The 26283-nt window shown below is 50.2% G+C and carries 26 protein-coding genes; 16 read left to right on the forward strand and 10 right to left on the reverse strand.

Features of this window, described 5'->3' with window-relative positions; genetic code table 11:
* Positions 1–3 precede the first annotated feature (3 nt).
* The 4 genes from B9G79_RS07360 to B9G79_RS07375 are packed head-to-tail and all read left to right on the forward strand — an operon-like array spanning position 4 to position 4485.
* Positions 4–1164, forward strand: coding sequence for a hypothetical protein (locus B9G79_RS07360; RefSeq protein WP_088564942.1), 1161 nt, complete (start codon positions 4–6; stop codon positions 1162–1164).
* Positions 1161–1868, forward strand: coding sequence for an outer membrane beta-barrel domain-containing protein (locus B9G79_RS07365; protein ID WP_088564943.1), 708 nt, complete (start codon positions 1161–1163; stop codon positions 1866–1868). The genes B9G79_RS07360 and B9G79_RS07365 overlap by 4 nt, the downstream gene beginning before the upstream one ends.
* The gene (locus tag B9G79_RS07370) at positions 1865–3460 is read left to right on the forward strand and encodes a tetratricopeptide repeat protein (RefSeq protein WP_088564944.1); all 1596 of its coding nucleotides are present in this window, start codon (positions 1865–1867) and stop codon (positions 3458–3460) included. Before B9G79_RS07365 ends, B9G79_RS07370 begins: the two co-directional genes overlap by 4 nt.
* 2 nt (positions 3461–3462) lie before the next feature.
* On the forward strand, positions 3463–4485 hold the full coding sequence (locus B9G79_RS07375) for a hypothetical protein (protein ID WP_088564945.1): 1023 nt from the start codon (positions 3463–3465) through the stop codon (positions 4483–4485).
* Between the two features lie 196 nt (positions 4486–4681).
* On the opposite strand, the gene B9G79_RS07380 is transcribed toward B9G79_RS07375, so the two are convergent.
* The gene (locus B9G79_RS07380) at positions 4682–5974 is read right to left on the reverse strand and encodes a 3-deoxy-D-manno-octulosonic acid transferase (RefSeq protein WP_088564946.1); all 1293 of its coding nucleotides are present in this window, start codon (positions 5972–5974) and stop codon (positions 4682–4684) included.
* Positions 5971–6942 carry a glycosyltransferase family 9 protein gene (locus B9G79_RS07385; protein ID WP_232469251.1) on the reverse strand — a complete coding sequence of 324 codons (972 nt, stop codon included), beginning with the start codon at positions 6940–6942 and terminating at the stop codon, positions 5971–5973. Before B9G79_RS07385 ends, B9G79_RS07380 begins: the two co-directional genes overlap by 4 nt.
* A gap of 195 nt (positions 6943–7137) precedes the next feature.
* On the opposite strand from B9G79_RS07385, the gene B9G79_RS07390 reads away from it, so the two are divergent.
* The 5 genes from B9G79_RS07390 to B9G79_RS07410 all read left to right on the forward strand — a co-directional run bounded on the left by B9G79_RS07390 (position 7138) and on the right by B9G79_RS07410 (position 14125).
* Entirely contained in the window at positions 7138–8505 is a 1368-nt protein-coding gene (locus B9G79_RS07390; protein ID WP_088564948.1) for a hypothetical protein, read from the forward strand.
* A complete protein-coding gene (locus B9G79_RS07395) occupies positions 8495–10828 on the forward strand; it encodes a hypothetical protein (RefSeq protein ID WP_232469252.1) in 2334 nt (777 codons plus the stop codon). The genes B9G79_RS07390 and B9G79_RS07395 overlap by 11 nt, the downstream gene beginning before the upstream one ends.
* Positions 10829–10888: 60 nt before the next feature.
* Positions 10889–11908, forward strand: a complete 1020-nt coding sequence (locus B9G79_RS07400; protein ID WP_232469253.1) for a hypothetical protein — start codon at positions 10889–10891, stop codon at positions 11906–11908.
* A gap of 1 nt (position 11909) precedes the next feature.
* The gene (locus B9G79_RS07405) at positions 11910–13091 is read left to right on the forward strand and encodes a THUMP domain-containing class I SAM-dependent RNA methyltransferase (RefSeq protein ID WP_088564950.1); all 1182 of its coding nucleotides are present in this window, start codon (positions 11910–11912) and stop codon (positions 13089–13091) included.
* 83 nt (positions 13092–13174) lie between these two features.
* A complete protein-coding gene (locus B9G79_RS07410; protein WP_232469254.1) occupies positions 13175–14125 on the forward strand; it encodes a hypothetical protein in 951 nt (316 codons plus the stop codon).
* Between the two features lie 198 nt (positions 14126–14323).
* On the opposite strand, the gene B9G79_RS07415 is transcribed toward B9G79_RS07410, so the two are convergent.
* The 3 genes from B9G79_RS07415 to B9G79_RS07425 all read right to left on the reverse strand — a co-directional run bounded on the left by B9G79_RS07415 (position 14324) and on the right by B9G79_RS07425 (position 16203).
* Positions 14324–14575 carry a hypothetical protein gene (locus B9G79_RS07415; RefSeq protein WP_088564952.1) on the reverse strand — a complete coding sequence of 84 codons (252 nt, stop codon included), beginning with the start codon at positions 14573–14575 and terminating at the stop codon, positions 14324–14326.
* The gene (locus B9G79_RS07420) at positions 14559–14840 is read right to left on the reverse strand and encodes a BrnT family toxin (RefSeq protein WP_088564953.1); all 282 of its coding nucleotides are present in this window, start codon (positions 14838–14840) and stop codon (positions 14559–14561) included. The genes B9G79_RS07415 and B9G79_RS07420 overlap by 17 nt, the downstream gene beginning before the upstream one ends.
* A 175-nt stretch (positions 14841–15015) precedes the next feature.
* A complete protein-coding gene (locus tag B9G79_RS07425; protein WP_088564954.1) occupies positions 15016–16203 on the reverse strand; it encodes an endonuclease/exonuclease/phosphatase family protein in 1188 nt (395 codons plus the stop codon).
* 149 nt (positions 16204–16352) lie between these two features.
* Here B9G79_RS07425 and B9G79_RS07430 point away from each other — a divergent pair, with 149 nt between their 5' ends.
* Positions 16353–17273 carry a hypothetical protein gene (locus B9G79_RS07430; protein WP_088564955.1) on the forward strand — a complete coding sequence of 307 codons (921 nt, stop codon included), beginning with the start codon at positions 16353–16355 and terminating at the stop codon, positions 17271–17273.
* On the opposite strand, the gene B9G79_RS07435 is transcribed toward B9G79_RS07430, so the two are convergent.
* Positions 17270–18019, reverse strand: coding sequence for an RluA family pseudouridine synthase (locus tag B9G79_RS07435; protein WP_232469255.1), 750 nt, complete (start codon positions 18017–18019; stop codon positions 17270–17272). The genes B9G79_RS07430 and B9G79_RS07435 overlap by 4 nt on opposite strands.
* 235 nt (positions 18020–18254) lie before the next feature.
* Here B9G79_RS07435 and B9G79_RS07440 point away from each other — a divergent pair, with 235 nt between their 5' ends.
* Positions 18255–18893: a DedA family protein gene (locus B9G79_RS07440; protein WP_088564957.1), complete on the forward strand. Its 639-nt coding sequence runs from the start codon at positions 18255–18257 to the stop codon at positions 18891–18893.
* Between the two features lie 54 nt (positions 18894–18947).
* On the opposite strand, the gene B9G79_RS07445 is transcribed toward B9G79_RS07440, so the two are convergent.
* Entirely contained in the window at positions 18948–20006 is a 1059-nt protein-coding gene (locus tag B9G79_RS07445; RefSeq protein ID WP_088564958.1) for a hypothetical protein, read from the reverse strand.
* An 80-nt stretch (positions 20007–20086) separates the two neighbouring features.
* Here B9G79_RS07445 and B9G79_RS07450 point away from each other — a divergent pair, with 80 nt between their 5' ends.
* From B9G79_RS07450 to B9G79_RS18195, 3 genes are read left to right on the forward strand one after another with little or no spacing between them, the layout of a single operon-like run.
* Complete coding sequence (locus tag B9G79_RS07450; RefSeq protein ID WP_088564959.1) at positions 20087–20911, forward strand: TatD family hydrolase; 825 nt, start codon at positions 20087–20089, stop codon at positions 20909–20911.
* An 18-nt stretch (positions 20912–20929) separates the two neighbouring features.
* On the forward strand, positions 20930–21784 hold the full coding sequence (locus tag B9G79_RS07455; RefSeq protein WP_088564960.1) for a tRNA threonylcarbamoyladenosine dehydratase: 855 nt from the start codon (positions 20930–20932) through the stop codon (positions 21782–21784).
* Positions 21781–21930 carry a hypothetical protein gene (locus B9G79_RS18195; RefSeq protein WP_198298056.1) on the forward strand — a complete coding sequence of 50 codons (150 nt, stop codon included), beginning with the start codon at positions 21781–21783 and terminating at the stop codon, positions 21928–21930. The genes B9G79_RS07455 and B9G79_RS18195 overlap by 4 nt, the downstream gene beginning before the upstream one ends.
* 76 nt (positions 21931–22006) lie before the next feature.
* On the opposite strand, the gene B9G79_RS18200 is transcribed toward B9G79_RS18195, so the two are convergent.
* Positions 22007–22309, reverse strand: coding sequence for a hypothetical protein (locus B9G79_RS18200; protein ID WP_198298057.1), 303 nt, complete (start codon positions 22307–22309; stop codon positions 22007–22009).
* An 83-nt stretch (positions 22310–22392) separates the two neighbouring features.
* Positions 22393–23256, reverse strand: coding sequence for a hypothetical protein (locus B9G79_RS07465; RefSeq protein WP_088564961.1), 864 nt, complete (start codon positions 23254–23256; stop codon positions 22393–22395).
* A 141-nt stretch (positions 23257–23397) separates the two neighbouring features.
* Here B9G79_RS07465 and B9G79_RS07470 point away from each other — a divergent pair, with 141 nt between their 5' ends.
* Both B9G79_RS07470 and B9G79_RS07475 read left to right on the forward strand, forming a co-directional pair.
* Complete coding sequence (locus B9G79_RS07470; RefSeq protein ID WP_232469256.1) at positions 23398–24450, forward strand: class I SAM-dependent methyltransferase; 1053 nt, start codon at positions 23398–23400, stop codon at positions 24448–24450.
* A gap of 143 nt (positions 24451–24593) precedes the next feature.
* Positions 24594–25565, forward strand: a complete 972-nt coding sequence (locus B9G79_RS07475) for a deoxyhypusine synthase family protein (RefSeq protein ID WP_088564963.1) — start codon at positions 24594–24596, stop codon at positions 25563–25565.
* A 62-nt stretch (positions 25566–25627) separates the two neighbouring features.
* On the opposite strand, the gene B9G79_RS07480 is transcribed toward B9G79_RS07475, so the two are convergent.
* Complete coding sequence (locus B9G79_RS07480) at positions 25628–26191, reverse strand: hypothetical protein (RefSeq protein WP_088564964.1); 564 nt, start codon at positions 26189–26191, stop codon at positions 25628–25630.
* Positions 26192–26283 lie beyond the last annotated feature (92 nt).

A 26283-nucleotide genomic window follows, 5' to 3' on the forward strand; every position in this document is an offset into this window, starting at 1 on the left:
AAAATGAAAGTATTGTTGGCACTATTGACCAGCGTTTTGTTCCTTACTGCTTGCGAAATGCAGCAGGATCCATTGGCAAATGCTTCCGATCAGGTTCGTAACGGACACCTGCCGGATACAAACAAACCGGTTCCGGAAAAGCCAATCCCGCAGGATGGCCTTTTGGTGGATGCGCCAGAGCGTGTGAACGCTCGTGTCGGATCTGAAGTTCAGTTCAAAGTCGGCGGCCGCGTGATGATTCCGGGCGTGACCTTTAAAATGATTGTTCTGAATCTGGCGGACTTCCCAGGGGCAAAATTTGATGAAAGCACCGGTGAGTTCTTCTGGACTCCGTCAAAAGCCCTGCTTGGCAGCCTGCCAAACCTGGCGATGAGCCTGAAAGTGGTTCTGGCGACGGACTCCACTCCGACTCATCCGACCGTGTCCGTAAGAAATCATGAAGTTCGTTTCTTCATTGAGAACACTTACACAAAGCCGATCGTGAACACGATTGAAGGCAGCTCCGGTGTTTTGATCGCAGGTAAATCCTACGAGATGACGGTGACTTTGGAAGATATCGATGCTTATGCCAAAGAAAACGTGTCTGTTCAGGTGCGTGACTGTGCAGCCAGCTATTCCTCTGATTCCATTTCTCACTTTGTTGAGGTGAAAAATATCAAGGACGTGGCCGGCTCCACGGGCAAGTACACCGGCACAGTGGTGGTGAATCTGAATAACGCCGACACCCTGGCTTATGGTACTTACTGCTTCGGTCTGGTTGCGGTTTCCAAGCACGGTGTGGTTTCGGACTTCTACAAGCGCGAAGTGACGGTTGAACCGCGTTTGCGTCCGACAAAAATGACGATGGAAAACGTCCCGAACATCACTGCGGGTGAATCCGTTCAAGTGGCGTTCTCGATCTATGATCCGGCTAACTTTGCCAACATCCGTCTGGTTTCCATCGATGATGTGGCAACTGCATTGCCTGGCAGTTCCTTGACCTGCAAAAAAGCCTATGGCAGCAGCTCTCAGTTGGATTGCGCTGGTTTGATTAAAACGGATGCGACTACAGCGGCAAAAACTTTGACTGTGACTATCAAGGTGGAAAGCGTTTCTCCGCGTTCTATCCAGACCGCAAGCAACACTCACACACTTCGTATCAATGTAAAGGCGGCGAACCCATGAAATCAGTAAGCATTATCTTTGCTCTTCTTTTGTCTTCTGTTTCCTATGCTCAGGTCGAGCAGGAAGTGGATTCTTTTGGTGGCAACGAGGCATTGTACATGAAAGCCAAAGCCCTGAATCCGGAAGTTGAAAACGAAGTGGTGCAAAACCGCTTCATCAACCGCACCAAGCGTGTGGAACTGGCGCCAGAATTTTCCGGCGTGTTCGGCGGGGATTCCTACAACAAAACCAACAACGTGGGTTTGAATGCTCACTACCACATCAATCCAAGCTGGAGTGTGGGTGTGAAGTACAACTATTCCTTCAACACGTTGACTCCGGAAGGAAAAGCCATGGTTTCCAAGGCCGATCAGGCGGCGGCAGCCAATCCAAAAGATCCCCAGTACCTGTTCCCTCAGGTTGTTTATCCAAAGTCTGAGACTCTGGGTCTGGTGAACTGGTATCCGGTTGTGGGGAAACTCAGCTTCGGCAAATTGGGCGTGGCTCACTTCGACACCTACCTGACTGCGGGTTACGGCCAGATGGAGCTTTCCACGGGGACTTCTCCAGCGGCGACTTTGGGTGTGGGTTTTGGCTTCTGGCTAAGCAACAACCTGACGACTCGTATCGAGTACCGCGCTCAGCAGTACAAAGCGGAATACTACGACAAAACTGAGAACATGATGACAAACGTTGCCTCTGTGCAAATGGGTTGGATGCTATGATGTTGATTAAATCCCTGACAGTGGCTTCTTTGCTGGTGGGTGTGAACAGCGTCGCTCTTGCAGAAGACGACCTGATGAGCATTCTTGAAGGCAAAACAAGCACTGCCCAAGCTCAATTCGTGGAAAGCGAAGAAGTGGCCAAGCTGAAAAAAGCGGTGAACCCGTCTTCAGCCGAGCAAAACATCTTCTTCCAGTTCCTGGTGGAAAAGAACTATGAAAAAGCTCTGTTCCAGTGGAGCCAGGCTTTCAATCAGTCCGCTTTCCAGATGACTGAAACCGGGAAAGCTCTGGAAGCTTTCCTGAACTATAAAAACGGTCTGAAGCTGACGGGCGTTGAAAACCTGCTGGCGATTTCCAATCCTGAAAAGATTGACGCCACTGTGATCAGTCTGTGGAAGGAAAACCTGAACGACAAGGATCCGGTCTGGGGCATGGCTCAGGTGACTTGGAATCCTTATTGGACTCAAGTTTTCGGTCAGGCGGCGGAAATGGCCGTGGTTCTGCAAAAAAGCTATGTTACTGAAGACATCGCCGCTTTGACGGAACTGATCAAAAAAACTCCGGTTGATTCCAAAGAAAGAAACATTCTGCAATGGCAGTTGGTTCTGAATCTAGGTATCAAAGGGGATGCCTCCAAGGCCGCTCAGGTTTTGGCGCACTTGATGAAAGCGAAAAACAACCCGATCGACAAGGATCTGATGACCCTGACGGCGGGACGTTTGCTTTATCAGAACGGATTCCTGGATGCTTCATTGAAGTATTACGAAAAGATCTCCAAGAAATCTGATTATTGGTTCCAGGCTCAGGAAGAAATGGCCTGGGCTTACATGAGAAAAGGCGAGCCACAAAACGCGATGGCGATCACCAAGACTTTGACTTACCCGCACTTCAAAGGCTGGGTGGGTATTGAGTCTTATCTGTTGAATTCTTTCACCAGTTTGAAAGTGTGTGATTATTCCGGCGTTCTGACGACCATGAAATCCATCAAAGGCCAGTTCGGCGAGCACCTGATTGCCCTTGAAAAACTGAGTGCAGATCCTCACCAACCGGCTGTGGCAAACCTGATGAAGGCGTTGGCCCAAGGCCCGGTCGGCACGGCGAAGCTGGGTAAAGATGCTCATCTTTTGCCGGCAGTGGCTTCTCGCGACGAGGTTTTGAACCTTTTGGTGAAAAGACATCAGTACATGAATCAGGAAGCGGATCTTGCTGAAAAGCTGTATGCGCGTTCTTTGACCTTCGGAAATCTGCAAGGCCAGTTTGAAACCTTGAAAAATCAGGTGAAAACCCGTGCAGACATGACCCAAGGTGCTGGTTACCAGCGAGTCCAAGAGCTGGCAAAGGCCGAGCTGGAAGATTCCAAACAAGTGATGCAGCGTCTGCGCATCGTGGAAGTTGAGATGATTCAGCAGGTGGATTCCGCCAGCAAGTTCATCAAACACGCCGGAGCAGTTGAAACCAAAAAAGGTTCCACCGGTGCTTCTGGCAAATATGCGATGAGCTTCTCTAATGACAAAGAAATCTGGTTCGACGAATTGTCCAACTTCAAAGTCGATGTGAAAAAAGGCTGTGCTAAAGACAGCGTGAAGGAGTAAGGATGAAGTCTTCGATCAAGGCTTTGAGCCTGCTGATGGCTTTTGCAATGGTTTCCGGTTGTGGAAACGAATCCACAAAACTGATCCCCAAGGCTAAAATCAACAAAGAGGAAGTCTCTGAAAAACCAGCGGACTTCGCCATCTTCAATCCGAAGGTGGATATTCTGTTCGTGATTGATAACTCGGCCAGTATGGACGATGCCCAAAGCAATTTGAGTCGAAATGCGGCGGCTTTTGCTGATGGTATTTCCAAGGTGTCCATCCTGGATTATCACATCGGTGTTTTGACGACAGATATGGCTTGCCGGTATTCGAACAAGCCAGATGCCTGCGGGAAACTTGTCGGGACTCCGTCATTTGTGCAAAACTCGACTCCGAATCTGGTTAGTATCTTGTCCAGTAAGATGATGGTGGGTTTGGACGGGGACGTCAGTGAGATGATGTTTTCTCCGGTGGTGGCGGCGTTAAGTCCGCCTTTGGATGTGGGGGTGAATGCCGGCTTCTATCGTCAGGATGCCTTCCTTGCTGTGATTTTCATCACGGATGCGAAAGAGCAATCGACACTGTCGCCGAAGGACTTCCAGCAGTTCCTGAACACCAAAAAAGGCGATCCTAACAAGGTTCTTGCCTATGGTGTTATCAACAAACTGGCAGAGGAGGATATCTGTCCTTCCAGCGAGTCGCTAGATGGCAAGCTTGAGGAGTTCTTGGGGTCTGTGGTTAATGGTGATAAAGCTCAGACTAATGTTCTAAGTCTTTGTGCTCCGGATTTTGGTGTGAAGCTGGCGGAATTTGCCCGTGATATCGTTCGTCGCACGGCAGGTTCAGTGAAACTCAGTCGTACTCCGAATGAAAAAACCATCGTGGTGAAGTACGGAACGCAAGTGATTCCAAACAGTGTGACGGAAGGTTGGGTTTACGAGCCTGCCACGCGTTCCATCCTGCTGGCTGAAGGTATCAAGTGGGACTATCAAGGGCCCGGCGTTGGCTTGACGATTGATTTCGAAGCTATCGACATTGAATAGACTTGCGTAAATTAAGTAATAGACCCCACTTGCTGGGGTCTTTCTAAAATGCATGAACAAACTAAGACCAACAGCAATGTTCGGTCTTTTTTTGTTTTTGATGTATTAATTCTGATTTTAGACGGTTCGTGATGAGTGAATTCTGCGGTCCGCCATCGCTACGAGGACGGACTGCGTTGTGGTCAACGTGTGATTATCAGTAAATGACTTTTTCAATGGCGGAAAGAACTCTTTGCGTGGAGTTTCGGTTCTTGCCGATTTCGGATCTGATTTCCTCTTTGATGTGCGGGATCTGTTCCTGTTGTTTTTTCATTCTTTGTAGCAACACTGCGATGTCCGCCGAGGAATGAACCACCTGCACAATCATGCCGGATGAATAATTCTTTTTCTGATAGAATAAAGCTTCGCGGTTGTTGCGATGGTGGGGCCCCACCATGACTGGCAATCCGGCGGCCAGAGCTTCCATCACACTGTGTACTTGTTTCTTGAAGGATCCGCCGATAAAGGCGATGTCGGCCCAAGTGTAAAGTTCAGCCAGAATGCCGACTTGATCCACCAGCAGAATACTTCCTGCCGGCCATTCCTCAGTTTGAGAGTAACGAACATAAGAAAGTCCCAAAGCCTTCATCTGGTTTTCCAGATGTTCCAGGTGGGCGGGTGTGGTTTCATGCGGCGCTAAAATCACGCGCATGTAAATGCCCTTCATCTTTTCCAAGGCTGGCAAAAGGACAAGTTCGTCTTCGCCCCAGGTGGAACCGGCGATAAAAACGAAATCTTCAGGACTTGGAATCAGTTGGTTCTTGAGCGCCTTTGGGTTTTCCAAACGGTGAAAGACTTGATCAAAACGGGTGTCACCGCTGACCAGCATTGGGACTTTCAGCCCCAGTGTATCCAGATTCTGAATGTCTTCCGCCGACACACAGTGAATCTCTGAAAGATGATTCAAAGAATAACGGGTCAGATGGCGGGTGATGCCTTTAAGACGGGAAGAATTATCTGCAAAGGTGGCTGAAAAGAGCGCTGAAGGAATGCCCATTTTGCGAGTCACTGACACCAGCACGGGCCACACATCCGTGCGCGAGAAAAGCAAAACCCGCGGGTTCCAGCGTTTGATAAAATTCTGCATCTGGAAATCCAGATCCCAGGGAAGCGCACACCACACATCCACGTCATGCAGGCTTTCCAGAATCTTTTTTGCTGACGGGGAAGAATACGTCACCAGCACCGGGATGTTCGGATGCTGTTTTTTCAGTTCACGGATCACCGGGCGGGCGTATTCAATTTCGCCACTGGCCGCGTGAATCCAGAACGGGCGTGCCTGGGCAATATCAGCTTCGCTGCCGGCCTTTTTGATCTTGTAAAAGCCTTTGTTTTTGTCCTCGATCATCTCGCGCAATTTGCCTTGCAGGAACGGGCGCAAAAGCTGCAAAAGCAAATAGGCCAAAGGGACTATGGCGAGTTTATAGAAATAGAAAATCAAAGCGCTCATGGATGATTCCGTTGCAGCAGCTGTTTTAGTTCCATCGCCACTTGTTCGGGTGTGATGTCCACCAGACACTGGTGATATTTGAATTTATTCACGCAAGGGCCCTGACCGTGTTTGCTGCACGGGCGGCACTTCAGTTCAATTTCAAGAATCTTCGTGGATGGGCGGGACGGGAATCCAAACGGAGCAGGTCCCATCAGGGCGATGGTTTTTTGTCCCAGTTGTTCGGCCACGTGCAAAAGCCCGGTGTCGTTGCTGATCAACGCCGTAGACAAGCCGACAACGCTGGAGCTGACTTGCAAAGAGCATTTGCCCGCCAGATTTAAAACTCTTTCCGGAGCTGCGGCCTTGATGTCCTCGATAAAGGAATCCTCAGGACCACCCAGCAGCACAAAGCGCTGATCCGGGCACAGCAGAATCAACTGCTGCCAGTATTCCTTCGGCCAGCGTTTTAAAAAGAACGCCGCTGACGGAGCCAGTGCAACTGACCCGGCATAGTGACCCAGCACTTCGCGCGCTTTTTGATAGCTTTCTTCACTGGGGAAGATTTGCGGGGCGGCGGGGGCTTTACGGGAAATTCCCCAAGGCTGCAGTGGTTCCAGCAAGTCGCGCTGGCCATTAAAGGGCATTTCGAAAGTGTTGATGCGGAATTTGAACAGCAGCAAACGCTTCCAACGGCGGATCGAACGGCGGATGAACTTCGGCCCCATGCCCAGGATTCCCAGCGGACGCAAGATCCAGGAAATCACGCGGGAGCGCATGTTGTTGTGGGCGTCGTAAATGTGCGTGAAGCCTTCCTTGCGCATTTGCAGGCACAGTTTGATCAGACCGTTGAGACCGGCTTTGCGATCAAACTCCCAGATGCGATGGATGTTGGGATGGTTCTTCAGTAAAGGGGCCATGTCCTTGCGGGTGATCCAGTGGATCTCTGCATTGGGATAGGTTTCTTTGATAGCCGAAGGAACGCTCAAAGTCTGAACGACATCTCCAAAGCTGGAAAAGCGAATAATTAAAAATTTAGCACTATTAGGGTCCCGTACCAACATGGGACTAATCTATCAAAGGCGCCGAAAAAGGTCACTTGTTTAAAAGGTGGAAAGGGTAATCGCCTATAGGCGATCTGGCCGGGCATGGGCATTGAAGTAAAGCTCATTGATGGGAGGCCCATGGCTTTCAAACAAGTCCCCGTTTTGGGGGCCCTTAACACATCTCTGATCGGGTTCATGCTGCTGGTTTTGACCCCGTTTTTTGCGTCTGCGCAGGTGCAGACGGAGATGCGTTTATTCTCGGATTCTTTCATCAGCCCGACCTTTGAGGCCGCGGAAAAGACCAATTATCAGTTTGTCGGAGCCCAGTTAAAAAGCGAAACCTTCAGCGAGGCGCCATTTAAGATGGACGTTTCCGGTGGTGTGGCCATTGGGGCTCCGTTGCTAAATTACCTCAATATTTCCGAGTTCTATCTGGAAACGCGCCTGAGTGAAACTGAGAATTTCTATATGGGGCGCAAAAAAATGCTGTGGAATGAACTGGACGCCCGCTGGGATCTGGGTGTGTGGGAGCCCTTGTTCAAGTGGAATCCCCTGAACGCCGAAAGCCAGGGGTTGACCGGGATTTTCTGGCAGGTTGACAAGCCTTATTACACGCTTTTGTTATTTGCTTCACCGATCTATATTCCGGATCAGGGGCCGAGCTTCGATATCGAAAACGGCAGCTTCGTGAAAGGCAACCCTTGGTTCCGCCGTCCGCCAGAAAGCATCCGTATCTGGGAAGAGGCCACGGCCATCGATTATACTTTCGAAAAGCCGTCAGAGACGGAAGTGGTTTTGCAAAACTCCTTTGGTATGAAGCTGGCCTTTGGTGACCCGCAAGGGTTGCGCGGGCAACTGGCCTATACCTACAAACCATCCAATCAATTGGCTATCGGTTATGAAGGCAATTTGAACGTCGCCGAACTTAAAGGGGCGGTCAATCTGCAGCCGCAAGTCTTCTATCACTCGTTGGTGGGTGGTGATATCAGCTATAAATCCGATCGTCTGCGCTTGGGCGTCAGTGGATTGTATGACAAGCCAAGCAAGGATGAGATCTTTGAAGAAAAATGGACCCATCCGACATTTGAAGATGCCGTTTTGGTCAGCCCGTTTATTGAGTGGACTAACTCCTATTTCGGCGTGGCCTTGCAGCACTTGGAAATCTATGGCGGCAAAGTCACTGAAGAGGGCGAACTTGCCAATGAAAACCGCGCGCCTTTGATGACCCGTTACCCGTATCAGCAGGCAACCCAGTTGTCGTTGATGGGGAACTTCAGCTTCAAGCGCACGAAAAAACTGATCACCAAAGTCAGTTATACACATTCGGAAAAAAACAAATTTGACCTGATCCGTGTCAGCGCCAGATTCCGTCTGTCGGGCCTGTGGTCCTTCATCGGAGAAATGCAGATGGTGAAAGCCGAACCGGCAAGCCAGGAAAATCAAAACGACATCGCCCAATTCGAGAACAACGACCGCCTGATGTTAGGAGCCGCCTATGTGTTTTAACGCTCCTAGCAAGGCTTTTATGGCGGTTTTGAAGAGGGCTGCATCTTTGATTTTGGTGTCGGCATTTGGTCTGTCTTCTGTGGGTTGCAGTGACTTCCTGAATGGGAAGAAGGCTGAACCGGAAGTGATTGAGTTTTCTGACACGCGCTTTGCGTGTCTTCAGGTGATTCCGCAGCATCTGGAAAAGTTCTCGGTCGGTGAGGCCAAGGAATCTGAAATCCGTCAGGGCTTTGACTGCATGACGGATGCCTTGAACTACTTTAATAAAAAGACTTTCGGTTCTTTGGAAAATGCTTATACCGTCGAGGAAATGCGCCGGTTCTTTGGCAAGTACTTCCTGAAAAAGAACAATGTCACTCCGGAATTCGCGGCCGAACTGATGAAAATCAAGCGCGCCCTTTTGGGTGGGTCCACCAGTCATATCACCAAAGACGAGATCGTGCGTCTGGTTGAGATCCTGGGGCTGCTGCGTGATGAGTCCATCGAGTTGTCACCGCATGTGAAATTGCTTTTGAATCAGAATCAGAATGACAAGACCGAGTGGGAGCAGATTTCTGCAGCCGTTGATCAGTTGCGCCGTTCATTGCAGCGTTTGCTTGAAAAAACACAGATTGCCAAATCTGATTACAGTTTTGAAGACGCCAAGAAAGCCTTGTCAGGATTCGCCGAGTTCATCCGGGGTGAAGAGCCCTTTGCGCCTTACCAGAAATACAGTCAGTGGGTTCCAATGGTGGAATCTGTCAAAGTCGTACTGATGGGCCGTCGCGCGCATTTTGCGGGCCTTTATCAGTGGAGTGAAAGTCTTGATACTTTGCTGGATCTGTATGAACTGGCTTTGAAATATCATTATGTCATTGGTGACTTTGAGTTCACCAATGCCGCCAAAGTCCGTCAGACCAGTCAGTTCCTTTCCCAAGGCCTGGGCTTGTTGTTGAACTCCCACCAGATGAAAACAGCGGGCCGCATTCCGGTTGAAGACATCGACAATCTGATCAATCAGATTCTGCCTTCTGCGACGGACATGATTCAGCCCAAATCCCTGATCAAGACTTATAAAGCCGTGCTGATGAAGATTCTGGATCCGGCGCGCGTGGCGGATTCCCGCAGTCTGCTGGGACTAGAAAAGAAGCACATCCTGAGCATCCAACGCGAACTGAATATCTTCCGACTGCATCAGAGCTTTATCGACAACATCCCCATGGATGAATTGGGCGGAGGGGTCACACAAAAGCAGTTGATTGAGTACTACAACAAGTTCAACAAGACCTATGTGATTGAAAAGGGTCTTACTGACGACGCCTTTGAACAAAAGGCCCTGGAAAATGCCTGGGCTGACATCGGGGATCTGATCAAGAATCCAACGATGGTGAACTTCAATGCCGATGGACGTTTGATTATTTCAGCCACCGCCAGCCAGACCAAACAGAGCTGGGCGGCGTTGACCAAGTTCAACTTGATGCGTGTTCTTTCGCGCATGCTGATGCTGGGTTATGCCGACAATGTTGGCGGCCGCTTGAGTCAGTCCCAGATGAGTGAAAAGGGCCTGGTGTCCTGGTATGAAGACTTCCAGGAACTGGGGCTGGATCTGAAAGCCTTTGACCCGCGTTCAGCGAATTCCGGTTCCCGCAGCTTCCTTGAGGCGAATTTCTTCACGTTCAGTGGGAACGGCAACGATGGCATGGATCAGAAAGAGACTTTCGAATTTGTGACGACGCTGTTCTCGGCCGGTCTCGGGACCTCCAATGCCGTGTCTGATCACATGAAGCTGGCTCAGTGTGCGATTGAAGAAAGGGACGTCTTTGGCTTTAACTACTACAAAGAAGACTGTTTCCGCGAACAACTGCGCAAGCATATCGGTGTGTACTTTGGAAATATGCCTGGCATGGTGAATTACGTGCGCGGTTTAACTGCCGCCCAGTGGAAGCAGTTCTTTGACTATCTGCTGGCGGCTTCCGTGACGCCGACCCAACGCGCAGGTTTGATTGAAACAGCCAACGTGCGCACGATGGTGACGATTCTTCATTATATTGAAACCATCATGGTCATTTACGACACAGACCACAATCAAGGTCTGTCAGTGGATGAGGTGTATGCCTCTGCCCCAAGATTCATGTCCTTCTTCAAGAAGGTGAATCCGGGCACTTACGAGTTCCTGATCAAGGAAGGTTTTGCGCATCTGGTGTTCTATGGTGAAATCCCGGGGGCGGGTGGTATAGCCAGCTTCCAGTTTAAAAAGCTTTGGGGCATTGACGATGCTCAGCGCATGGAAATCGCCCGTCTTTTCGGCACCCTCAAGGACCAATTGAACAAGGTGGAAAACTAGGTTAGGCTCCGGAACATGCTGCGGCTTGTTCTGGTGCTGACAACCTGTTTTGTGTCCTTTATGGCACAGGCTTCATCCTCCATGGATGAAGAGGTTCCTATTATTTTGCGTGAGCCCGCCATGGAAATGCCAAAGCCCATGGCCGAAGCCCGAGGGCGCATTGATTCCTTTATCGACAACAAAACCTTGCGCGTGATCACGACTGCCAGTGACTGGTACATTGGTGAAATGGTCGCCATCGAGTCTCAGACCCCTTCCGTGGGCATTGTGGGCTTTGTCGAGGTGACCGGCATCGAGAACAAGCAAGACGGCACCTATGAGCTGATCTGCGAACTTCAACGCCAGTCCCGTATGAACTTCATCCAGATCGGCGATCAGGTCATGCATTTGGATTTAAGCTCTGAAAACAATCGTTATAAGGGCACCACGGACCTGATCATCAAAAAGGGCACGAAAGAAACCTCGTCCAAGTACAAACCTTTGTTCACCCAAGGTATCGCGGTCGGTGAGACGGCCGAAACCCTGTGGGAGGACGAGTTCCTGATAACCTGGTTCGGTCAGGTGAACTATGGCTGGAAAGAGTGGCTGACGGTTTCTTCCATCATCCCGGCGGACATTCTGGGGGCTTACAATGCGACGATCAAATCACGTCTTTACCAGTCCGCTTCCAATAACTTTGCCGGGGGTCTGAACTTTGCGCGCATTCCGAACGAAAATCGTTCCACTCTGAATTTAAATATCTACTGGGATTCAATTTCTTCTGAAAGTGTGGTTTCGCACACGCTTTTGTCCGTGGCTCTTTTCAGCTTTGAAGATGCCGCTAATACCACGGCCATCAAGTCCCTGGGAACAAGCTCCTTCCAGACGGGTTATGAATTCATCCTCGACAACTGGGACCGCGTTTTGTTGGGTCCGTCGTACAACTTCGAATCCAAAGCCGTCGGGGGTTATCTCAGCTATGTCAAAATCTGGGATCAGTTCCATCTGAGCTTCTCGCTGAACTCCACTGACATCACTTCCCTAAAGTACGCCCCGGAAGACGGCTATTATCTGCTGTTTGATGCGTATTGGAGATTCTAAAATGAATCGATTCTTTGTTGCAACACCGCTTGATTTTGAAAAGTTGGCTTTGGCTGAAATGAAAGAGGTTTGGCCGTTCCTGTTGGGGAAGGATGCCAAGCCCCATACTTTGCCGTTTCCGGAAGTCACCGTGCTTGAGGGCGGTTTTGAATTCGAGACGGAATTGGTCATTGGTCTGCAGTTGAATTTCTTCCTGAAGACCGCCAATCGTGTGTTGCTGCGAATGACCTCGTTCAAAGCGAAGGATCTTCCCAAGTTCTATCAAAAGTTCAAAGCCCTGCCGTGGATTGATTTTCTGCCTCACGCCCATGTCGAGTGGGAAGTGGCGGCGCAAAAAAGCCGTCTGAACAACGAAAAACGCCTGCAGGAAAGTGCCGAAGCTGCCCTGACTGAAATTTTTAAAGGTGTCAAAGGCAAAGAAGCCTGCGCCAGCATCTACATCCGCATGGATGATGATACCTGCACGATCAGTCTTGATTCCACAGGGGAACATCTGCACAAGCGCGGCTGGGCCACACTGAAAGGTGAAGCTCCTTTGCGAGAGACTTTGGCGGCCATCCTGTTAAAGGAAATCATTGGCAACACCAACCCAGCAGAAACGGCGCAAATCACGTTATTGGATCCGATGATGGGTTCAGGCACTTTCTTGTGTGAGGCACGTGCTCTGTGGGCCGGGCAGTTTGTGCGGGACTTTGCTTTCAAAAAATGGAAGCGCGCCCCGAAGCTTTTCCAGTCTTCCAGTTTTGCTCTGAATTATAAGCTGCCTGCGGTTCATCCGTTTAAGGCCTATGTCGGCTTTGATATTGATGCCGCTATGATCCCGGCCGCGGAAGGAAACTTCAGCGAAGTCGAGCGTCAGTTGCAAGCTGTGCAAAAAGCGGCATTTGTGAAAGCACCTCACAAGTTCATCCAGGGCAATTCCCTGGAGATCAGCGAGGACGTGGGTACTTCGTGGCTGGTGGTAAATCCGCCCTACGGCGAGCGCCTTCCGGTGGCCGGAAGCGGGGGGCTGAAGACCCTGGTGAAGCTTCTCAGTGAGCGTCATAAGCCCTTGAAATTGGGCGTTCTGTACCCCGAAAAAGAGCGTCTTGGGACGGTGCCGGCGGGCTATAAACTGCTTAAAGAGGTTAAAATCAACAATGGCGGCTTGCGCTGCCTGTTCACAGTTTTGACACGTCTGTAAATTTTCAGGAATTGGTTAGAATTATTGAAGGAATCGACGGACCCACTGGCGGAAAACGTCCTTTCCGGCTACATTCCTTTTCCATGAAAACAGCCAAACTACTTTCAGTCCTATTTATTTCATCTGCACTTTTGACGACAGCTTGTACGCCGAAAGACGAAGCGGTTACCACCGATGCCGTTCGTAAAAAGATCATCGCGCAGAACGAGCGCAAGAACAAAAAGAACACTAAGCCTGGTCAACAGGGCTTCAAGTTCCAGTTCGGCTCTTTCTCCAGCACGACGCTTATCGTAGGCAAGCAACTGGAAGGTTTGGAAGTACTTCGTTACGCTCTGGATTCTCAGGACGTTAACAAGTCTGTTTATAAAGCGGAAGTGACCAAGCGTGATGACGGTGGCGACACAGTGAAACTGGTGGCTGATAAAGTTGTCACTGCCTACACAACATCCAAAGGTGAGTTCGCGAACACTTTGACTAAAACATGGGAAGTCGATGTGACTTATGTTGATGGCCAGGTGGCGACGGTGAAGGCTGTTTCTAAAAAATCCCGCAACTCTTTGGATCAGAAGAATCTGGAAAAGACCTTCGTGAACATGAACGAAGACGAAGCGGTTGTTGAGGCGCTGAACGAAAACGGCGTTTTGAAAGTCAGCATCACGGCTAAAGGTGTTATCAATGGCCGTCTGAAAAATGCAGCGACTCGTGAACAGTATGAGTTCTCTGAAAAACTGGAAGTTTCTTTGGAAGAACTTCTGGCGGGTAAAGTAGCTGTGAAAAATGCTGACGCGAAACTTGATTATATAAAAGAAGGCGGCAAGCCTTGGACCTCGTCTATGAAAGCTGGCAAAATGTCTGTTGAGCTTCAGGGGCTTTGCAACGTGGCGATCTTTGATACGGTGATGAAGGGTAAAAATCCTAAGAACATGATCTCCACCGCTGAAGGAATTGAAGTGACTCAGTCCAGCTTCAAGTCCACTTACGGCGCTTGTGGTTCCCGCCCGACGATCGATCTTTCCCTGATGCTGATCTACTAATCGAGCGCGGTTGGTGAAAAAGGCCCATCTCCTTCGTTGGAGGTCGGCCTTCTCGCTTCGACGTGCCTGGGGCACGCCTGCGCTGCGAGGGACGCCCTCCGCCTCGGATCTGAGCCTTTTTGACCAACCGCTTGGCTTGGCAGTGAGGGTTCTTAAAAATAAAAAAAGCCGCGATCTTTGATCTGCGGCTTTTTTGTTTTAAGAGACGTCTTTGATCATCTTTAGGATTTCAGCGCCTTTTTTGTCCAGGAGTTCTCCGGTGATGTAGCGATGCAGGATGCTTCCCATGAGGGTTTGGTAGGGTATTCCCAGTCGATCTGCTTCGGTTTTAAGATCAACCAGATCGTTGGTGTTGATGCGCATGCTGATAAGTATCTTGCCTACCTCGTCTTTGGAGACAGTACGGCTTTTCTTTTGTTTCAGATTTTTAAGATCATATTCTTTCTTCATAAAATCTTCTTTCCTTGTCGGTGGCCCTGCGGGACGAGATAAGACGAATTGTATTGCCATGTACGCGCTCACAAAAGGATGTCATCAGCAGGCGTCCTTTTAATGAGTACCCAAGCTTTAAAAAGCGATCCTCGGATTGGCTGTGAGGCTCGTCATAGAACTCCAGTGAATGGCTGTCTGACCAGCAGGTCTTCGCTTCGTCAAACCAGATGCCGTGCTTTTTGTGGTTAATCCTCTCTTTGGACGAGTTCCACTCGAATTCCAAAGCGACCTCCTTAGTGTAATACAATGTATATACTTTTTCAATAAGGAGATTTTGCAAGAAGTGGGGAAGTGCGAGGAAGAATAGATTCGATTTGGGGAGCAGAAGGGTGCGTGATTCGGCAAAAAAAAAGCCGCGATCTTTGATCTGCGGCTTTTTTATTTTGAGCGTCTGAAGACTACTTCTTTTTCGTCTTTTTAGCGTCTTTAGCGGGCTTTGCTTCTTTGGCAGGAGCTGGGTCCTTTACCGGAGCTTTCGCCTCACTACGCTGTTTTAAACGAACATACAGCGGGAAGTGATCGGCCACGCCGATTTGGCGGTCATAGTCCCAGCGCAGTGGGTACTTGCCCTTTTTCAAATGAACTTCATCGTAGCGGATCACGTCGATTGTGCCTGGCTCCATTTTATAGCTGCCAGAACCTTTTTCCAGAAGCGCTTTGGAATAGATGTGCGCATCCAGGAAAGACCAGCTCTTACGATAGTTGTGAGTGCCCGGGCACTCTTTGCAGCCTACGAAGTGGGAAACGTCACCCACCGGGCTGAAGGTGTCACGGAAGATGTGCTCTTTGCTTTCTTCTTCGTGGGTGATGTTCAAGTCACCGCCGGCAATAACCATGGTGTCCGGCCCCTTGTCTTTGATCAATTTAGCCACGAACTCCGCAGCCTGTTGACGCCAATAGGTCGGATTGGCCTGGGACGGGAAGTGGGCCGTCAGGAAGGTGATAGGATCGCCATTAGGCGCCTTCAGGGTCACTTCCAGGACGCCACGGGAGGCTTCCATCCATTTTTTGTCTTCGTCGTTTTTAGGCTTCCAAGGGATTGGGTGCAGAACCGGTTTTCCAACCACTGGCAGACGGGACATCAAGCCCACGTCGATACCGCGTTTGTCCGGGCCCTCGATCAGAACCACGGTGCTGTAGCCGGCTTTTTGCAGGTATTTTTTGTTCCAGATATTAAGAACATTTTCGTTCTCTACTTCGATCAGCATCAGAACGTCCGGACCATTGCCGTCTACGCCCAGAACCACCTTGGAAAGGTTTTGCAGCTTTTTATCGAGTTGTTCCTCGCTCCAGTCGGTGGAAAGGCACTCGCCCACGCGGTAAGCACTGTCGTTGGTGTCTTTGCAGGCTTGGGCAATTTTTGCGTCTTTCTGCTTCACCGCCAACGGCAGGTAAGTATAGTCGTTGCGGTTTTCATCGTGGGTCGTGTCGAACAGGTTTTCGACGTTGAAAGACATCACGGAAACCTCGTCAGCGGCCTTCGGTGGAAGGCTAAACTCGGCCTTTTTGAAGGTGACGGCACAGCCAACTAACAGGGACAGAAGAAGAGCAAGGGTCAGGTTCTTAAGTTGCAGTAAATTTTTCATGTCCTCAGTTGTAAGGGATGGGGACAGGGGACTCAAGTTGAAAGAGTTTTAGGAATTTATTGAGACTCATACTGTCTAAATATTCGCTATTGTGTAACGTGGCGCACTATGGCATATTTCCAGCGAATTTGATCCCTTAAGGAGCTTCCATGTTTAAAAAGGCCCTGGCACTTTCTCTTGTTTTCTCCTGTCTTGCCCCTTTCGCTCAAGCTCAAGAGCGTGAAGAAAGCATGGTGATGTCCGTAGGTGATTCCCTGCGCAGAAACTGGAACTTCACGTTGTTCAACGTGGTTTCCCAAGCCAACATGAAGCCAGGCAAGAAACAGACGGACGGCCGCTCCCAGGATTCCTACACTTACATCAGCATGAACTACAAAGTGAATGCGGATGAAAAGTTCTCTTTGCGTGTTCCTTTCATCTTCAATACGGCCGGTCAGAATGAATACGGTGATCAGGTTCAATCGGAAACCCAACTGTCTGACGTGCACGCGGTTTATTCCATGTACGACCTGGGTTATATCGGTGATGTGGATCTTTCCGGTAATGCCAAAGTATATCTTCCAACAAGCAAGTTCTCTCAAGACTCCGGTCTGATCGCAAAGTTCCGCGCAGAGCTTTATCTGGAATATTCCATCGGACGATTCTCTTCCATCTCTTACGGTATCAAACCTGATTACTACTGGCAGAGCCGCACGGCGAGCTTCAACTATGACATGCCTCAGTTTGATGACGGGAACTATGTTTCCGATCCTCGTCAGGCCAACAAACAGGCTTCCCTGGAGCACTTCCTTGAAGTGGTTGCTGATATCAACAAGTACTTCTCTTTCAAACCACGCATCGGTATTGAAGAAGACTGGTACCACTCTTCCACAATCGAAGGCATCGAGCCACGTCACGTGACCAAAGCGTTCTATCAAATCAGCCTTGGTATTCGTCCGGTTCGTGGTGTGAACTTCCTGGTGGGTGCGACGAATACAACGGTTCTTAATTCTTACCGCGGTAAAGACATCGCTTTCGGTCAGCCAGAGAACACCCAGTACTTCGTAATGACCAACGCCTTCTTGTTCTAGATTTTAAATTCGTGATTTTCACCTGTGAGCGGGTTTGTAAACGCCAGCTCACAGGCTTCAAGTTCGATTCTTTCCTCTTCCCAGACTTTCAACGCTCCATAAGCCACATCACCCACAATCGGATGACCTTCTGCTGAAAGCTGCGCGCGAATCTGATGCGTGCGACCGGTGTGAAGTTTGATGCGCACTTCACTCATTTCGTTTTCTAGCTTTGAAAACTCAAGAATCTCAAGAAGGCATTCCTGCCACTTGGGCTGCTGTTCTTTGCTGACCACTTTCGGGGCGCGCGGGGACGGCTCCATATAATGCTGCAACAATCCGGTGGAAAGACCCTGGCCTTGCACGCGGGCGCGATAGATCTTTTGCATCTCGCGTGCGATCAGCAGTTTATTGAACTCGGTCTGAAATTCGGGTCTCTTGGCATAGACGATCAATCCTCGTGTGGGCACATCCAGACGGTGAGTCACATAGACGGGTTGATTTATAGTCTGCTGCAGATACGACTGCAGATTCTCATGCAGATTATCAACGCTGGCATGAACGGGCAGGCCCGAAATTTTGTTGGCCACCACAAAGTGTTCGTTTTCAAAGACGATACGCGATCTCCAGTGTCCGTCGTTGGCGGTGAATCGACGGGGTTTAGTATGGACCCTGATGTAATCGCCGACGGAAACCGAGGAATTTTCTGTCGTGCGCTGATGATTGTGGTAAATGGCACCCAGATGCAGAAGAAACTCGATTTGCATGCGATCAAGTTCCAGATTGCCTAATAATACATCACAAAGCCCTCCAGCCTGGGGGCTTAATATATGTCTAACTCCGTATTCAAATCCTCTGGCACTCTGCATACTTCAATCTTCTGTTAGAAACACTCATAGCACGGTGTAGCAAGGGTGTTCAAGTGAGACAGTTTCATCCATAGTAAGGTCCTCAAGGAGAGATTGCAGTTTGGAGTTTGCTAACGAGCCAATATTTCAATGGATGTCTCAGTTTGCGTATCAGCCGGGGATGGTTTACGCCGGTTTGATCGCGATGATGGCATTATCTGCCGTTGGTTTTCCGCTGCCGGAAGAAGTCACTCTTATTAGTGTGGGTATCTTGGCCTTTATGGGCGCCCACCCAGCGCATTTCCCGCCCCCGTACGAGGGCGCCCCTGTCGTCAACGTTCATACCGCTGCCATCATAGCCTTTACGGCCGTCGTGGCCAGTGACACCCTGATCTATGTGATAGGACGGGTGTTTGGACGAAAGCTTCTTTACCATCCCAGAGTTCACAAGTTCTTCCCAGAGCACATGATGAAACGTGTGGAAGAGTGGACACACAAGTACGGCGCTTATGCCTGCGGTATCTTCCGTTTCACTCCAGGTTTGCGTTTCCCAGGTCACTTGGCTTGCGGAATGCTGAGATACCCAGTCTGGAAGTTCCTGGTGATCGACGGTATCGCCGCTCTGATCAGCGTGCCGACGCAGATTTACCTGTTGGCGCATTACGGGGAGCCGATCCTGAAGTACCTGCGTCAGTTCAAGCTGGTTCTGTTTGGAATCATCGGATTGTTGGTTGTTTATTTTGTAGCCAAGAAAATTCATCAACGCTGGTCGGCTCGCGCAGCCAGTCGCTAAAAAGAAAAGCCCAGCTCGAAGCTGGGCTTTTTAGTTTTAAATCAAACAAACAGATTATGCGGCGTTGCTGCCGAAAACCGCTTCCGGTGTCACTTCACAGCACAGGTGCAGGCTGACTGGTTTAGAGTGGAATTTCGGCTCCACATCCTTCCAGAAGATTTTCTCATAGCCGCTTTGCAGGGCAAAGATCTCTTCACGGATTTTGAACAGCAAACCAGCAGGGGAACCCAGCAGCCAGTCCATCTGAACCAGATAAAAGGCCTCTTCCAGCTCCATCGGGCTCAATGATTCGATGAAGTTTTTCGGCAGGTTGTCCACCAGGTGGCAGGCGTTGTGGGAATATTTATGGAAGGCTTTTTCCATAGGATTCACCAGCAGTTTTTCCACGCGGCTGTCAGGAGTTTTCGGACCCGCAAACGGTTGAGAGAACTTTTTGAAGTTCCAGTACAACAAAGCATCATTCACCACATATTCGGCGCGCGGCAGATAATCGGTGATAGCGTCCACTTTAACACCTTCATGGGACGGGTCTTCAACATGAGCGTTGTGATCCACAGCCACCAGGCTTCTGAGGTTGTACAGGAATGAATAAAGGTACTGAAGCTTGTCGACAAACGGTTTAGAGAAGTTCAGACCGAAGTTGTACATCAACGGCTGACCCATTTTGTTTTCAAACCAACTGAAGCTGTCCAGAAGCGGCCACAAAGCCGTCAGATCCACACCCCACGGTTTCAACGCCGTTTCAAAGTGTTCGTTGAAGTGAGATTCAAATTCGGCGCACAGATCCGGATTCACAACCGCGATGTGGGACTGCAGTGCACGCACGCGTGGCAAAGAGCGTTCATAAAGTTCGGTGTGGGGATCCAATGCCTTCCAGGCTTCGCTCGCAAAATTATAATCCAGGTGAGGAGTTGCCACCGGGCTTTTAATGTAATGATTCAGTTTGACCAGAGACAATCCTACCAAGGCGTCAGACATGTACTTGAACGGCTCAGAGGCTTTGAATTTGTCGTAAGCGGAAGGTTGATTCCAGAATTGAACCTTGACGGGTTTCCAAGTGGAACCCTTTTCCATGGTGACATCAAAACCCAAACGCAAGCTTTTATGCTTCATACATACTCCTACATGTCTGTTGTTATCGGTTGAACTGCGGCCTTGTTCGAGTCCGGGTTTTCAGGATATAACCTAGACCTATGGTTGGATTTGGCTATTGGATCGATGCTCACGGACACCTTGCGGACCTGCGATGGCAGGGGCAGGTGGACACTATTATCGATGAGGCCCGCTCAAAGGGCATCGCCTTCTTCATGCAAGGGGGCGTAGATCCTGAAGATTGGCAGCGTCAGCGCGAAATCAAAGCGCGCTACCCCAGTCATATCGGTCTTTGTTTTGGCCTGCACCCGTACTGGGTGGCGGCCCACGATGACGATGAATGTGAGCAGGCTCTGGATCTGCTGGCGCAGGCGCTGCCTGAAGCCGATGGTTTGGGGGAGCTGGGTTTGGATTTTCGCCCGCATATCATGAAAGATTCGATGGAACGCCAGATTGGCGTATTTGAGCAACAGTTGGAACTGGGGCATATCACGGGGAAGCCTCTGGTGTTGCATCTGGTGCAGGCCCACGAGGAAAGTCTTAAGATCATGGACGTGTGGGGGCTGCCAAAGCAAAAAGGCATGGTACACTCGTTCAACGGCAGTGCTTATAAGGCGCAGGATTTCCTGCAAAGGGGCCTTATGCTGTCCATTGGAGGCCCGGTGTGTCGCCCGGACAATCAGAAGCTGCATCAGGCGGTGCGTGAAATTCCCCTGGAACAGCTTTTAATTGAAAGTGACAGCCCGGATCAGGGGCCTCCTGCCTATAAAGGCCGCTTAAATCCCCCAGAAAGCATCTGGGAGGTGGCAAGAACTATAGGGGAGCTAAAATCACTTGATCCTCTGGAAATATTAGATATCACTACTGCAAACTTTCGGAGACTGGGCATAGGCCCACAGAGCGCAGGGCCTGCGGCCCGTAGCTGAAGTAGCTTGGAGAAATTAATGGAAACCACACAATCACCTAATTTGCCTCAACCTCAGGAAACCGAGTACGTTTTGCACCGCCGTTTCGATCGTATGGGTCGTTTGGTGGGTGACGAGGTGATGAAACGCCTTTTCAACACTCATGTGATGGTGATTGGTTTGGGCGGCGTGGGCTCTTGGGCTGCGGAATCCCTGGCTCGCTCCGGTGTGGGCAAACTGACGGTCATTGATTTCGATGAAATCTGCATCACCAACGCCAACCGCCAGTTGCATGCTTTGCAGGGCCTTGTGGGGAAAAAGAAAGCCGAAGTGATGGGCGAGCGTCTGCGCAAAATCAATCCGCAGAACACGGTCACTGTGATCCCGGAATTCTACAACGCTGAAAACTCTGAAATGATGTTGTCCCATAAGCCGGACTATATCGTGGACGCCATCGACAACCTGACGGCAAAAACCCACTTGCTGGCGACCTGCCGCGAGCGTGGTATCAAAGTCATCACTTCTGGTGGTTCCGCGGCGAAGATGGATCCGCTTCGTATCAAAAAAGCGGATCTGGCTGACACATATGTTGATCCAATGGCGGCGCAAGTTCGCAAAATGTTGCGCCAGAAATATGATTTCCCGGAAAAGAATTTCGGTATTCCTTGCATCTTCTCGGATGAAACTCCGATTCAACCGGTGGAATTGAAATACGACAACGGCCAGGGTTTCAAATGTGTATGCCCTAAAGGTCAAAACGATCTGCACAATTGTGACAGCCGTAACGTGATCTGGGGAACTGCAAGTTATGTGACGGGAGCTTTTGGTTTGGCCATGGCTTCTCACATTGTAAATGAAATCCACGCTCAAGTTTGGGCCGAGGCAAAAGCATGATCGTTCTTGCCTGGTTCATCCTGATAACTCTTATTATTCTCTTCAGCTTTGGTTTTTTGGGTGCGACGTTCTGGCACTGGTACAAAGAAGGTAAAGCCAAAAGAAAAGCGGCCGCTGCAACCGCCGCCGCTTCCGTTCAAAATTAATTCTCAAAACTGTTAAATACCGACGCCGGCCGGATTTGGTATTGAGATGTTGATACTGGATTTGTCCCCGGAAGAATCAAATGGCGTCACCTTCACGGTGTCGCCAGATTTCCACGCGATATTGATATTGTGCTTTCTGCGTCAGCCCGATGTGCGAGATGACTTGGGAAAATCCTCCGGTGCTGATAGTGCCGCCAACATACAAAAATAGAAAACTTTTGCCATTTTGACTGCTGATGCTGGAGCCCGCGCCGGCAGCAGGAATGGTCGTCGGAGAATATGTGAAGCGAATGCCGACGGAAACATTGGAGGTCCCTCGGGTGCCCGCGGTGATCGGTTGCATGGAGTCACTGGAGCTGTAGCCCGCGAGGTTGCTCATGTCGAGGTCGATGGACCAGATGCCGGTCTCGGGACAGAATACGGATGATTTTTGCGCGATTCCGTAGGATCCCAGAATGACGATCAGATTGCCGGGCTTGCATACACCTGTGAGTGTCTGTATCGTTCGCAGGCAGATACGATATCCAGGTCGCTGATGTTTTCACAGCGGCCATTGACCTCAATTCCCCAGGCAGAGGGCAGGCCTCTCAGGAGTTCGCAATTGGTGGAGTAGTCCACCGCAGCCACCATATTCCCAGAGCAGGAATCAGAATTGAAGATTTTTACAGCGCCCGGTGTGCTGGCGCCTTTGAAGGCGGCGCAGGCTTTGGCTGGTGCGGTGTCGCTGATGTTCTGGCACTTGCCATCGATTTTGACAGCCCAGGCGCTGGAGCCCGTGCTATCAAAGTTCTCGCATCGGGAAGGGGCGCTGATAGCGGCGATCGCATTGCCGGAACACGAGTCCGAGGTGAAGATCGTGACGGCGCGCGGATCGGCTCCACCCTTAAAGGATTCGCACGCTTTTACGGTGGAAATGTCCGGGATGTTCAGGCACTGCCCCTTGATGCGAACAGCCCAGGTGTCGCCAGCAGAAGAGAATCTTTCGCAGCTGGAAGCCGCACTCACGGTGCCAATCAGGCTGCCCGAGCAGGAGTCGGAGCGGAACAGTTCCACGGATCCGTAAGACGGCGGCGGAGGAGAAGATCCGCCACCACCCAGGGCCTGACGCAGAAGTTCTTCAGCGGAAGTCAGGCGGTCACTCACATAGCGCAGTCGTTCCTTCTGATCTGGGCTGGAAATTTGGCCCATGACCAAGCGGGTTTGCTCTTTGGCAACAGTGATTTCTTCCAGGCTGCGGCTGACTTTAGAATCATCAGCGGCCAGAGAGATGGAACAACACAATGACATCAACAGACTGACAGTGGCGGTTTTAAAAAGCACAGGCATCTCCTTTATGGTGACAGCATTTACAGGCAAGAAAGACCTTACAACCTTTGTGCCAGACCAAAGTGACACCGGGGATCAGGCCCGGCGGAATCTTGTGTTTTTCCAAACTCCGGCGGTAAAATATGGATGGAGGCCTTGTCTATGAAGATCAAGATTCCTTATCAGGACAAAATCACTCTTGGGTATTCCTTGGCGCGCTCTGCGGGCTTCGCAGCCCAGCAGTGGACGCTGCCGTTCTTTGAATTTGTGACGACGGGTGCCCGGAAGTCCCACAAAGCCATGGATCCCCACAAACTGCGCCTGGCTTACAAAGAGCTTTTTCGGCTGCTAAAGAAAGACAGCGAAAACATCGCCCAGGGAATTTATCCGGTGGAGGTTTTGAAGCCTGAAACCGTCACCCGCCATTTCATGCGTTATCCGCGCATCATTTATGACGGCTATTCCATTGCCAAGCGCCGTAAAGACAAGTCCGCCCACGATTTTGATGCGGAAGCCGAAAACTTCATGAAGGACCTTCCGGAGTATTATCAGCGAAACTTCCATTTTCAGACCGGGGGTTATCTGACCCGGGAATCGGCAGAGCTTTATGAACATCAGGTTGAAATTCTTTTCTCGGGCTCGGCTGATGCCATGAGACGCCTGATCATTCCTTTGGCCAAGCAGGTTCATCCCGGCGATGGGGCTGGCCTGCATTTTCTGGAAGTCGGGGCTGGCACCGGACGACTGACCCGGTTTATGAAACTGGCGTATCCGAAGGCCAAGATCACCGTTCTGGATTTAAGTTATCCTTACTTGAAAAAGGCACAAGACAACTTGCACGAATTTGACCGCCTGGATTTTGTGCAAGGGGCGGCAGAGGATCTGCCGTTTTCTGATGCCAAGTTTGATTTTGTCTATTCCTGCTTCCTGTTTCATGAACTGCCTCACGAAATCCGCCGGCAGGTGATCCGCGAGGGTTACCGGGTGCTGAAGGGCGGGGGGTGTTACGGTCTTGTGGATTCTTTGCAAGCTGAAGATACTCACGATTTTGAATGGGCGCTGGAGCAGTTCCCCGTGGATTTCCACGAGCCGTTCTACAAGAATTACACCCAGAATCCGATGGAAGGGCTGCTATTGGCGGCCGGTTTTGAGGGGCTGCATAAGGATCAGGGATTTTTTGCCAAAGCACTGTTGGCGCGTAAACCCTCAGAGTAGTGTCGTTTTTTTCAATTGGGGTTTTTAGAACCTGGGGGTGAGTTAACACTCCAGAAGGACTGACTTTTTTAGACTTGTGTTTTCCTTTGTTTCTGGTAGTTTCCTTGCCACTTGATAAAAGCTAGAAACTTTCAGGAGAAATCATGGGTCCTATTACTCAGTTTATCGATCATCACTACCGTCACTTCAACGCTGCTGCATTGAAAGATGCTGCTAAAGGCTACAAACTTCACATGGATAACGGTGGCCAGATGCTAGTGACTTTGGCAGGTGCCATGTCTACAGCAGAACTGGGTCTTTCTTTGGCTGAAATGATCCGCCAGGGTAAAGTTCATGCGATTTCCTGCACAGGTGCGAACCTTGAAGAAGACGTATTCAATCTGGTAGCGCACAATCACTACGAGCGCATTCCGAACTACCGTGACTTGACTCCGGCTGACGAACAAAAGCTTCTGGAAAGACACTTGAACCGTGTAACTGACACCTGCATCCCTGAGGAAGAAGCCATCCGTCGTATCGAGAACGTGGTTCTTGAATACTGGCAGGACGCTGATAAAAAAGGCGAGTCTTACTTCCCGCACGAATTCATGTACAAAATCCTTCTTTCCGGCAAATTGGAACAGTACTACCAGATCGATCCAAAAAATTCCTGGTTGTTGGCTGCGGCTGAAAAGAACCTTCCAATGGTTGTTCCAGGCTGGGAAGATTCCACTTTGGGTAATATCTTCACTGGTCACATCATCAAAGGTGACATCAAAAAATCCACCACTGTTAAAGGTGGTATTGAGTACATGAAAACCTGGGCAGAGTGGTACATGGGCGCTTCCAAAAGAGCTCCTGTGGGCTTCTTCCAAATCGGCGGTGGTATCGCTGGTGACTTCCCAATTTGCGTTGTTCCGATGCTTGAACAGGACTTGGGCCACGAAGACATTCCTTTGTGGAGCTACTTCGCTCAGATCTCTGATTCCACAACTTCTTACGGTTCGTACTCTGGTGCGATCCCGAACGAGAAAATCACTTGGGGTAAATTGTCTCCAACAACTCCTAGCTACATCGTTGAATCCGATGCAACTATCGTTGCACCTCTGATCTTCGCTTACGTTCTAGGAAAATAGTCGTTAGAGATTAGATATTAGAAATTGGAAAAAGGGCACCGGAGACGGGGCCCTTTTTCTTTTTAGCGAACGAATTCAATTTCCAGGCGGCCGCGGCTGCCGATCAGATTCGGGCTTTCGATATCCAGAATCAGAGTGCGCACGTCCAGGGTGTCTGAATATCTTTGGCCGAAGTGGCGGTCGTATTCGTAGTGACCCAGATCAAATTCCAGAGTTTCGCCGGATCTCATTTTATAGATATATCCCAGGTCCACGCGCTCTTCGCTTTGAGCGATGACTCGTGGGTTGTTTTCAAAACGGACTTCACCTTCCACGCAGCGGATGATGATTTTGCGGTATGAACCCCAGACATCCAGGCTGTGGCGGCTGGCGCCGAATTTGTCGGCTTTCACCGTGCGAACTTCATTCGGGATTCGCGGGGTTGGTTTGATCGGCGTTTTGGCAAGGTGTTCGTCGGTCAATGCGATCAGCTCGTCGCTGATTTGCAGAATTTCTTCCGTGCTTTGTGCTTGTGCCATGCGGGCTCTGAGTTCGGCGATACGCTGCTCAAGGTTGTCCTGGCTTTGAGCAAAAGCGGTAGATTGAAGAAACAGTCCAAAGATCAGTGTGAAAATGGTGGTTTTCATGTTTTTTGCCCCTCCCAAGTGGCGAAGGGACGCATTGCAATCGCAGGGCCAACGTTTGAGGTGGCAGTTTGGCTCCAAGCCTGGTGGCGGGT

Origin of the sequence: Bdellovibrio bacteriovorus (genome assembly GCF_002208115.1) — a bacterium.
Classification (GTDB): domain Bacteria; phylum Bdellovibrionota; class Bdellovibrionia; order Bdellovibrionales; family Bdellovibrionaceae; genus Bdellovibrio; species Bdellovibrio bacteriovorus_C.

What these genes read in the sequence shown, in the direction of transcription:
- B9G79_RS07480 (WP_088564964.1), bottom strand. Translation starts at nt 26,191, where the DNA reads ATGAAAACCACCATTTTCACACTGATCTTTGGACTGTTTCTTCAATCT.
- B9G79_RS07445 (WP_088564958.1), bottom strand. Translation starts at nt 20,006, where the DNA reads ATGAAGCATAAAAGCTTGCGTTTGGGTTTTGATGTCACCATGGAAAAG.
- B9G79_RS07405 (WP_088564950.1), top strand. Translation starts at nt 11,910, where the DNA reads ATGAATCGATTCTTTGTTGCAACACCGCTTGATTTTGAAAAGTTGGCT.
- B9G79_RS07475 (WP_088564963.1), top strand. Translation starts at nt 24,594, where the DNA reads ATGGGTCCTATTACTCAGTTTATCGATCATCACTACCGTCACTTCAAC.
- B9G79_RS07435 (WP_232469255.1), bottom strand. Translation starts at nt 18,019, where the DNA reads ATGCAAATCGAGTTTCTTCTGCATCTGGGTGCCATTTACCACAATCAT.
- B9G79_RS07470 (WP_232469256.1), top strand. Translation starts at nt 23,398, where the DNA reads ATGAAGATCAAGATTCCTTATCAGGACAAAATCACTCTTGGGTATTCC.
- B9G79_RS18195 (WP_198298056.1), top strand. Translation starts at nt 21,781, where the DNA reads ATGATCGTTCTTGCCTGGTTCATCCTGATAACTCTTATTATTCTCTTC.
- B9G79_RS07450 (WP_088564959.1), top strand. Translation starts at nt 20,087, where the DNA reads ATGGTTGGATTTGGCTATTGGATCGATGCTCACGGACACCTTGCGGAC.
- B9G79_RS07465 (WP_088564961.1), bottom strand. Translation starts at nt 23,256, where the DNA reads ATGCCTGTGCTTTTTAAAACCGCCACTGTCAGTCTGTTGATGTCATTG.
- B9G79_RS07400 (WP_232469253.1), top strand. Translation starts at nt 10,889, where the DNA reads ATGGCACAGGCTTCATCCTCCATGGATGAAGAGGTTCCTATTATTTTG.
- B9G79_RS07370 (WP_088564944.1), top strand. Translation starts at nt 1,865, where the DNA reads ATGATGTTGATTAAATCCCTGACAGTGGCTTCTTTGCTGGTGGGTGTG.
- B9G79_RS07410 (WP_232469254.1), top strand. Translation starts at nt 13,175, where the DNA reads ATGAAAACAGCCAAACTACTTTCAGTCCTATTTATTTCATCTGCACTT.
- B9G79_RS07425 (WP_088564954.1), bottom strand. Translation starts at nt 16,203, where the DNA reads ATGAAAAATTTACTGCAACTTAAGAACCTGACCCTTGCTCTTCTTCTG.
- B9G79_RS07440 (WP_088564957.1), top strand. Translation starts at nt 18,255, where the DNA reads ATGTCTCAGTTTGCGTATCAGCCGGGGATGGTTTACGCCGGTTTGATC.
- B9G79_RS07395 (WP_232469252.1), top strand. Translation starts at nt 8,495, where the DNA reads ATGTGTTTTAACGCTCCTAGCAAGGCTTTTATGGCGGTTTTGAAGAGG.
- B9G79_RS07360 (WP_088564942.1), top strand. Translation starts at nt 4, where the DNA reads ATGAAAGTATTGTTGGCACTATTGACCAGCGTTTTGTTCCTTACTGCT.
- B9G79_RS07380 (WP_088564946.1), bottom strand. Translation starts at nt 5,974, where the DNA reads ATGAGCGCTTTGATTTTCTATTTCTATAAACTCGCCATAGTCCCTTTG.
- B9G79_RS07455 (WP_088564960.1), top strand. Translation starts at nt 20,930, where the DNA reads ATGGAAACCACACAATCACCTAATTTGCCTCAACCTCAGGAAACCGAG.
- B9G79_RS18200 (WP_198298057.1), bottom strand. Translation starts at nt 22,309, where the DNA reads ATGAGCAACCTCGCGGGCTACAGCTCCAGTGACTCCATGCAACCGATC.
- B9G79_RS07365 (WP_088564943.1), top strand. Translation starts at nt 1,161, where the DNA reads ATGAAATCAGTAAGCATTATCTTTGCTCTTCTTTTGTCTTCTGTTTCC.
- B9G79_RS07375 (WP_088564945.1), top strand. Translation starts at nt 3,463, where the DNA reads ATGAAGTCTTCGATCAAGGCTTTGAGCCTGCTGATGGCTTTTGCAATG.
- B9G79_RS07415 (WP_088564952.1), bottom strand. Translation starts at nt 14,575, where the DNA reads ATGAAGAAAGAATATGATCTTAAAAATCTGAAACAAAAGAAAAGCCGT.
- B9G79_RS07390 (WP_088564948.1), top strand. Translation starts at nt 7,138, where the DNA reads ATGGCTTTCAAACAAGTCCCCGTTTTGGGGGCCCTTAACACATCTCTG.
- B9G79_RS07430 (WP_088564955.1), top strand. Translation starts at nt 16,353, where the DNA reads ATGTTTAAAAAGGCCCTGGCACTTTCTCTTGTTTTCTCCTGTCTTGCC.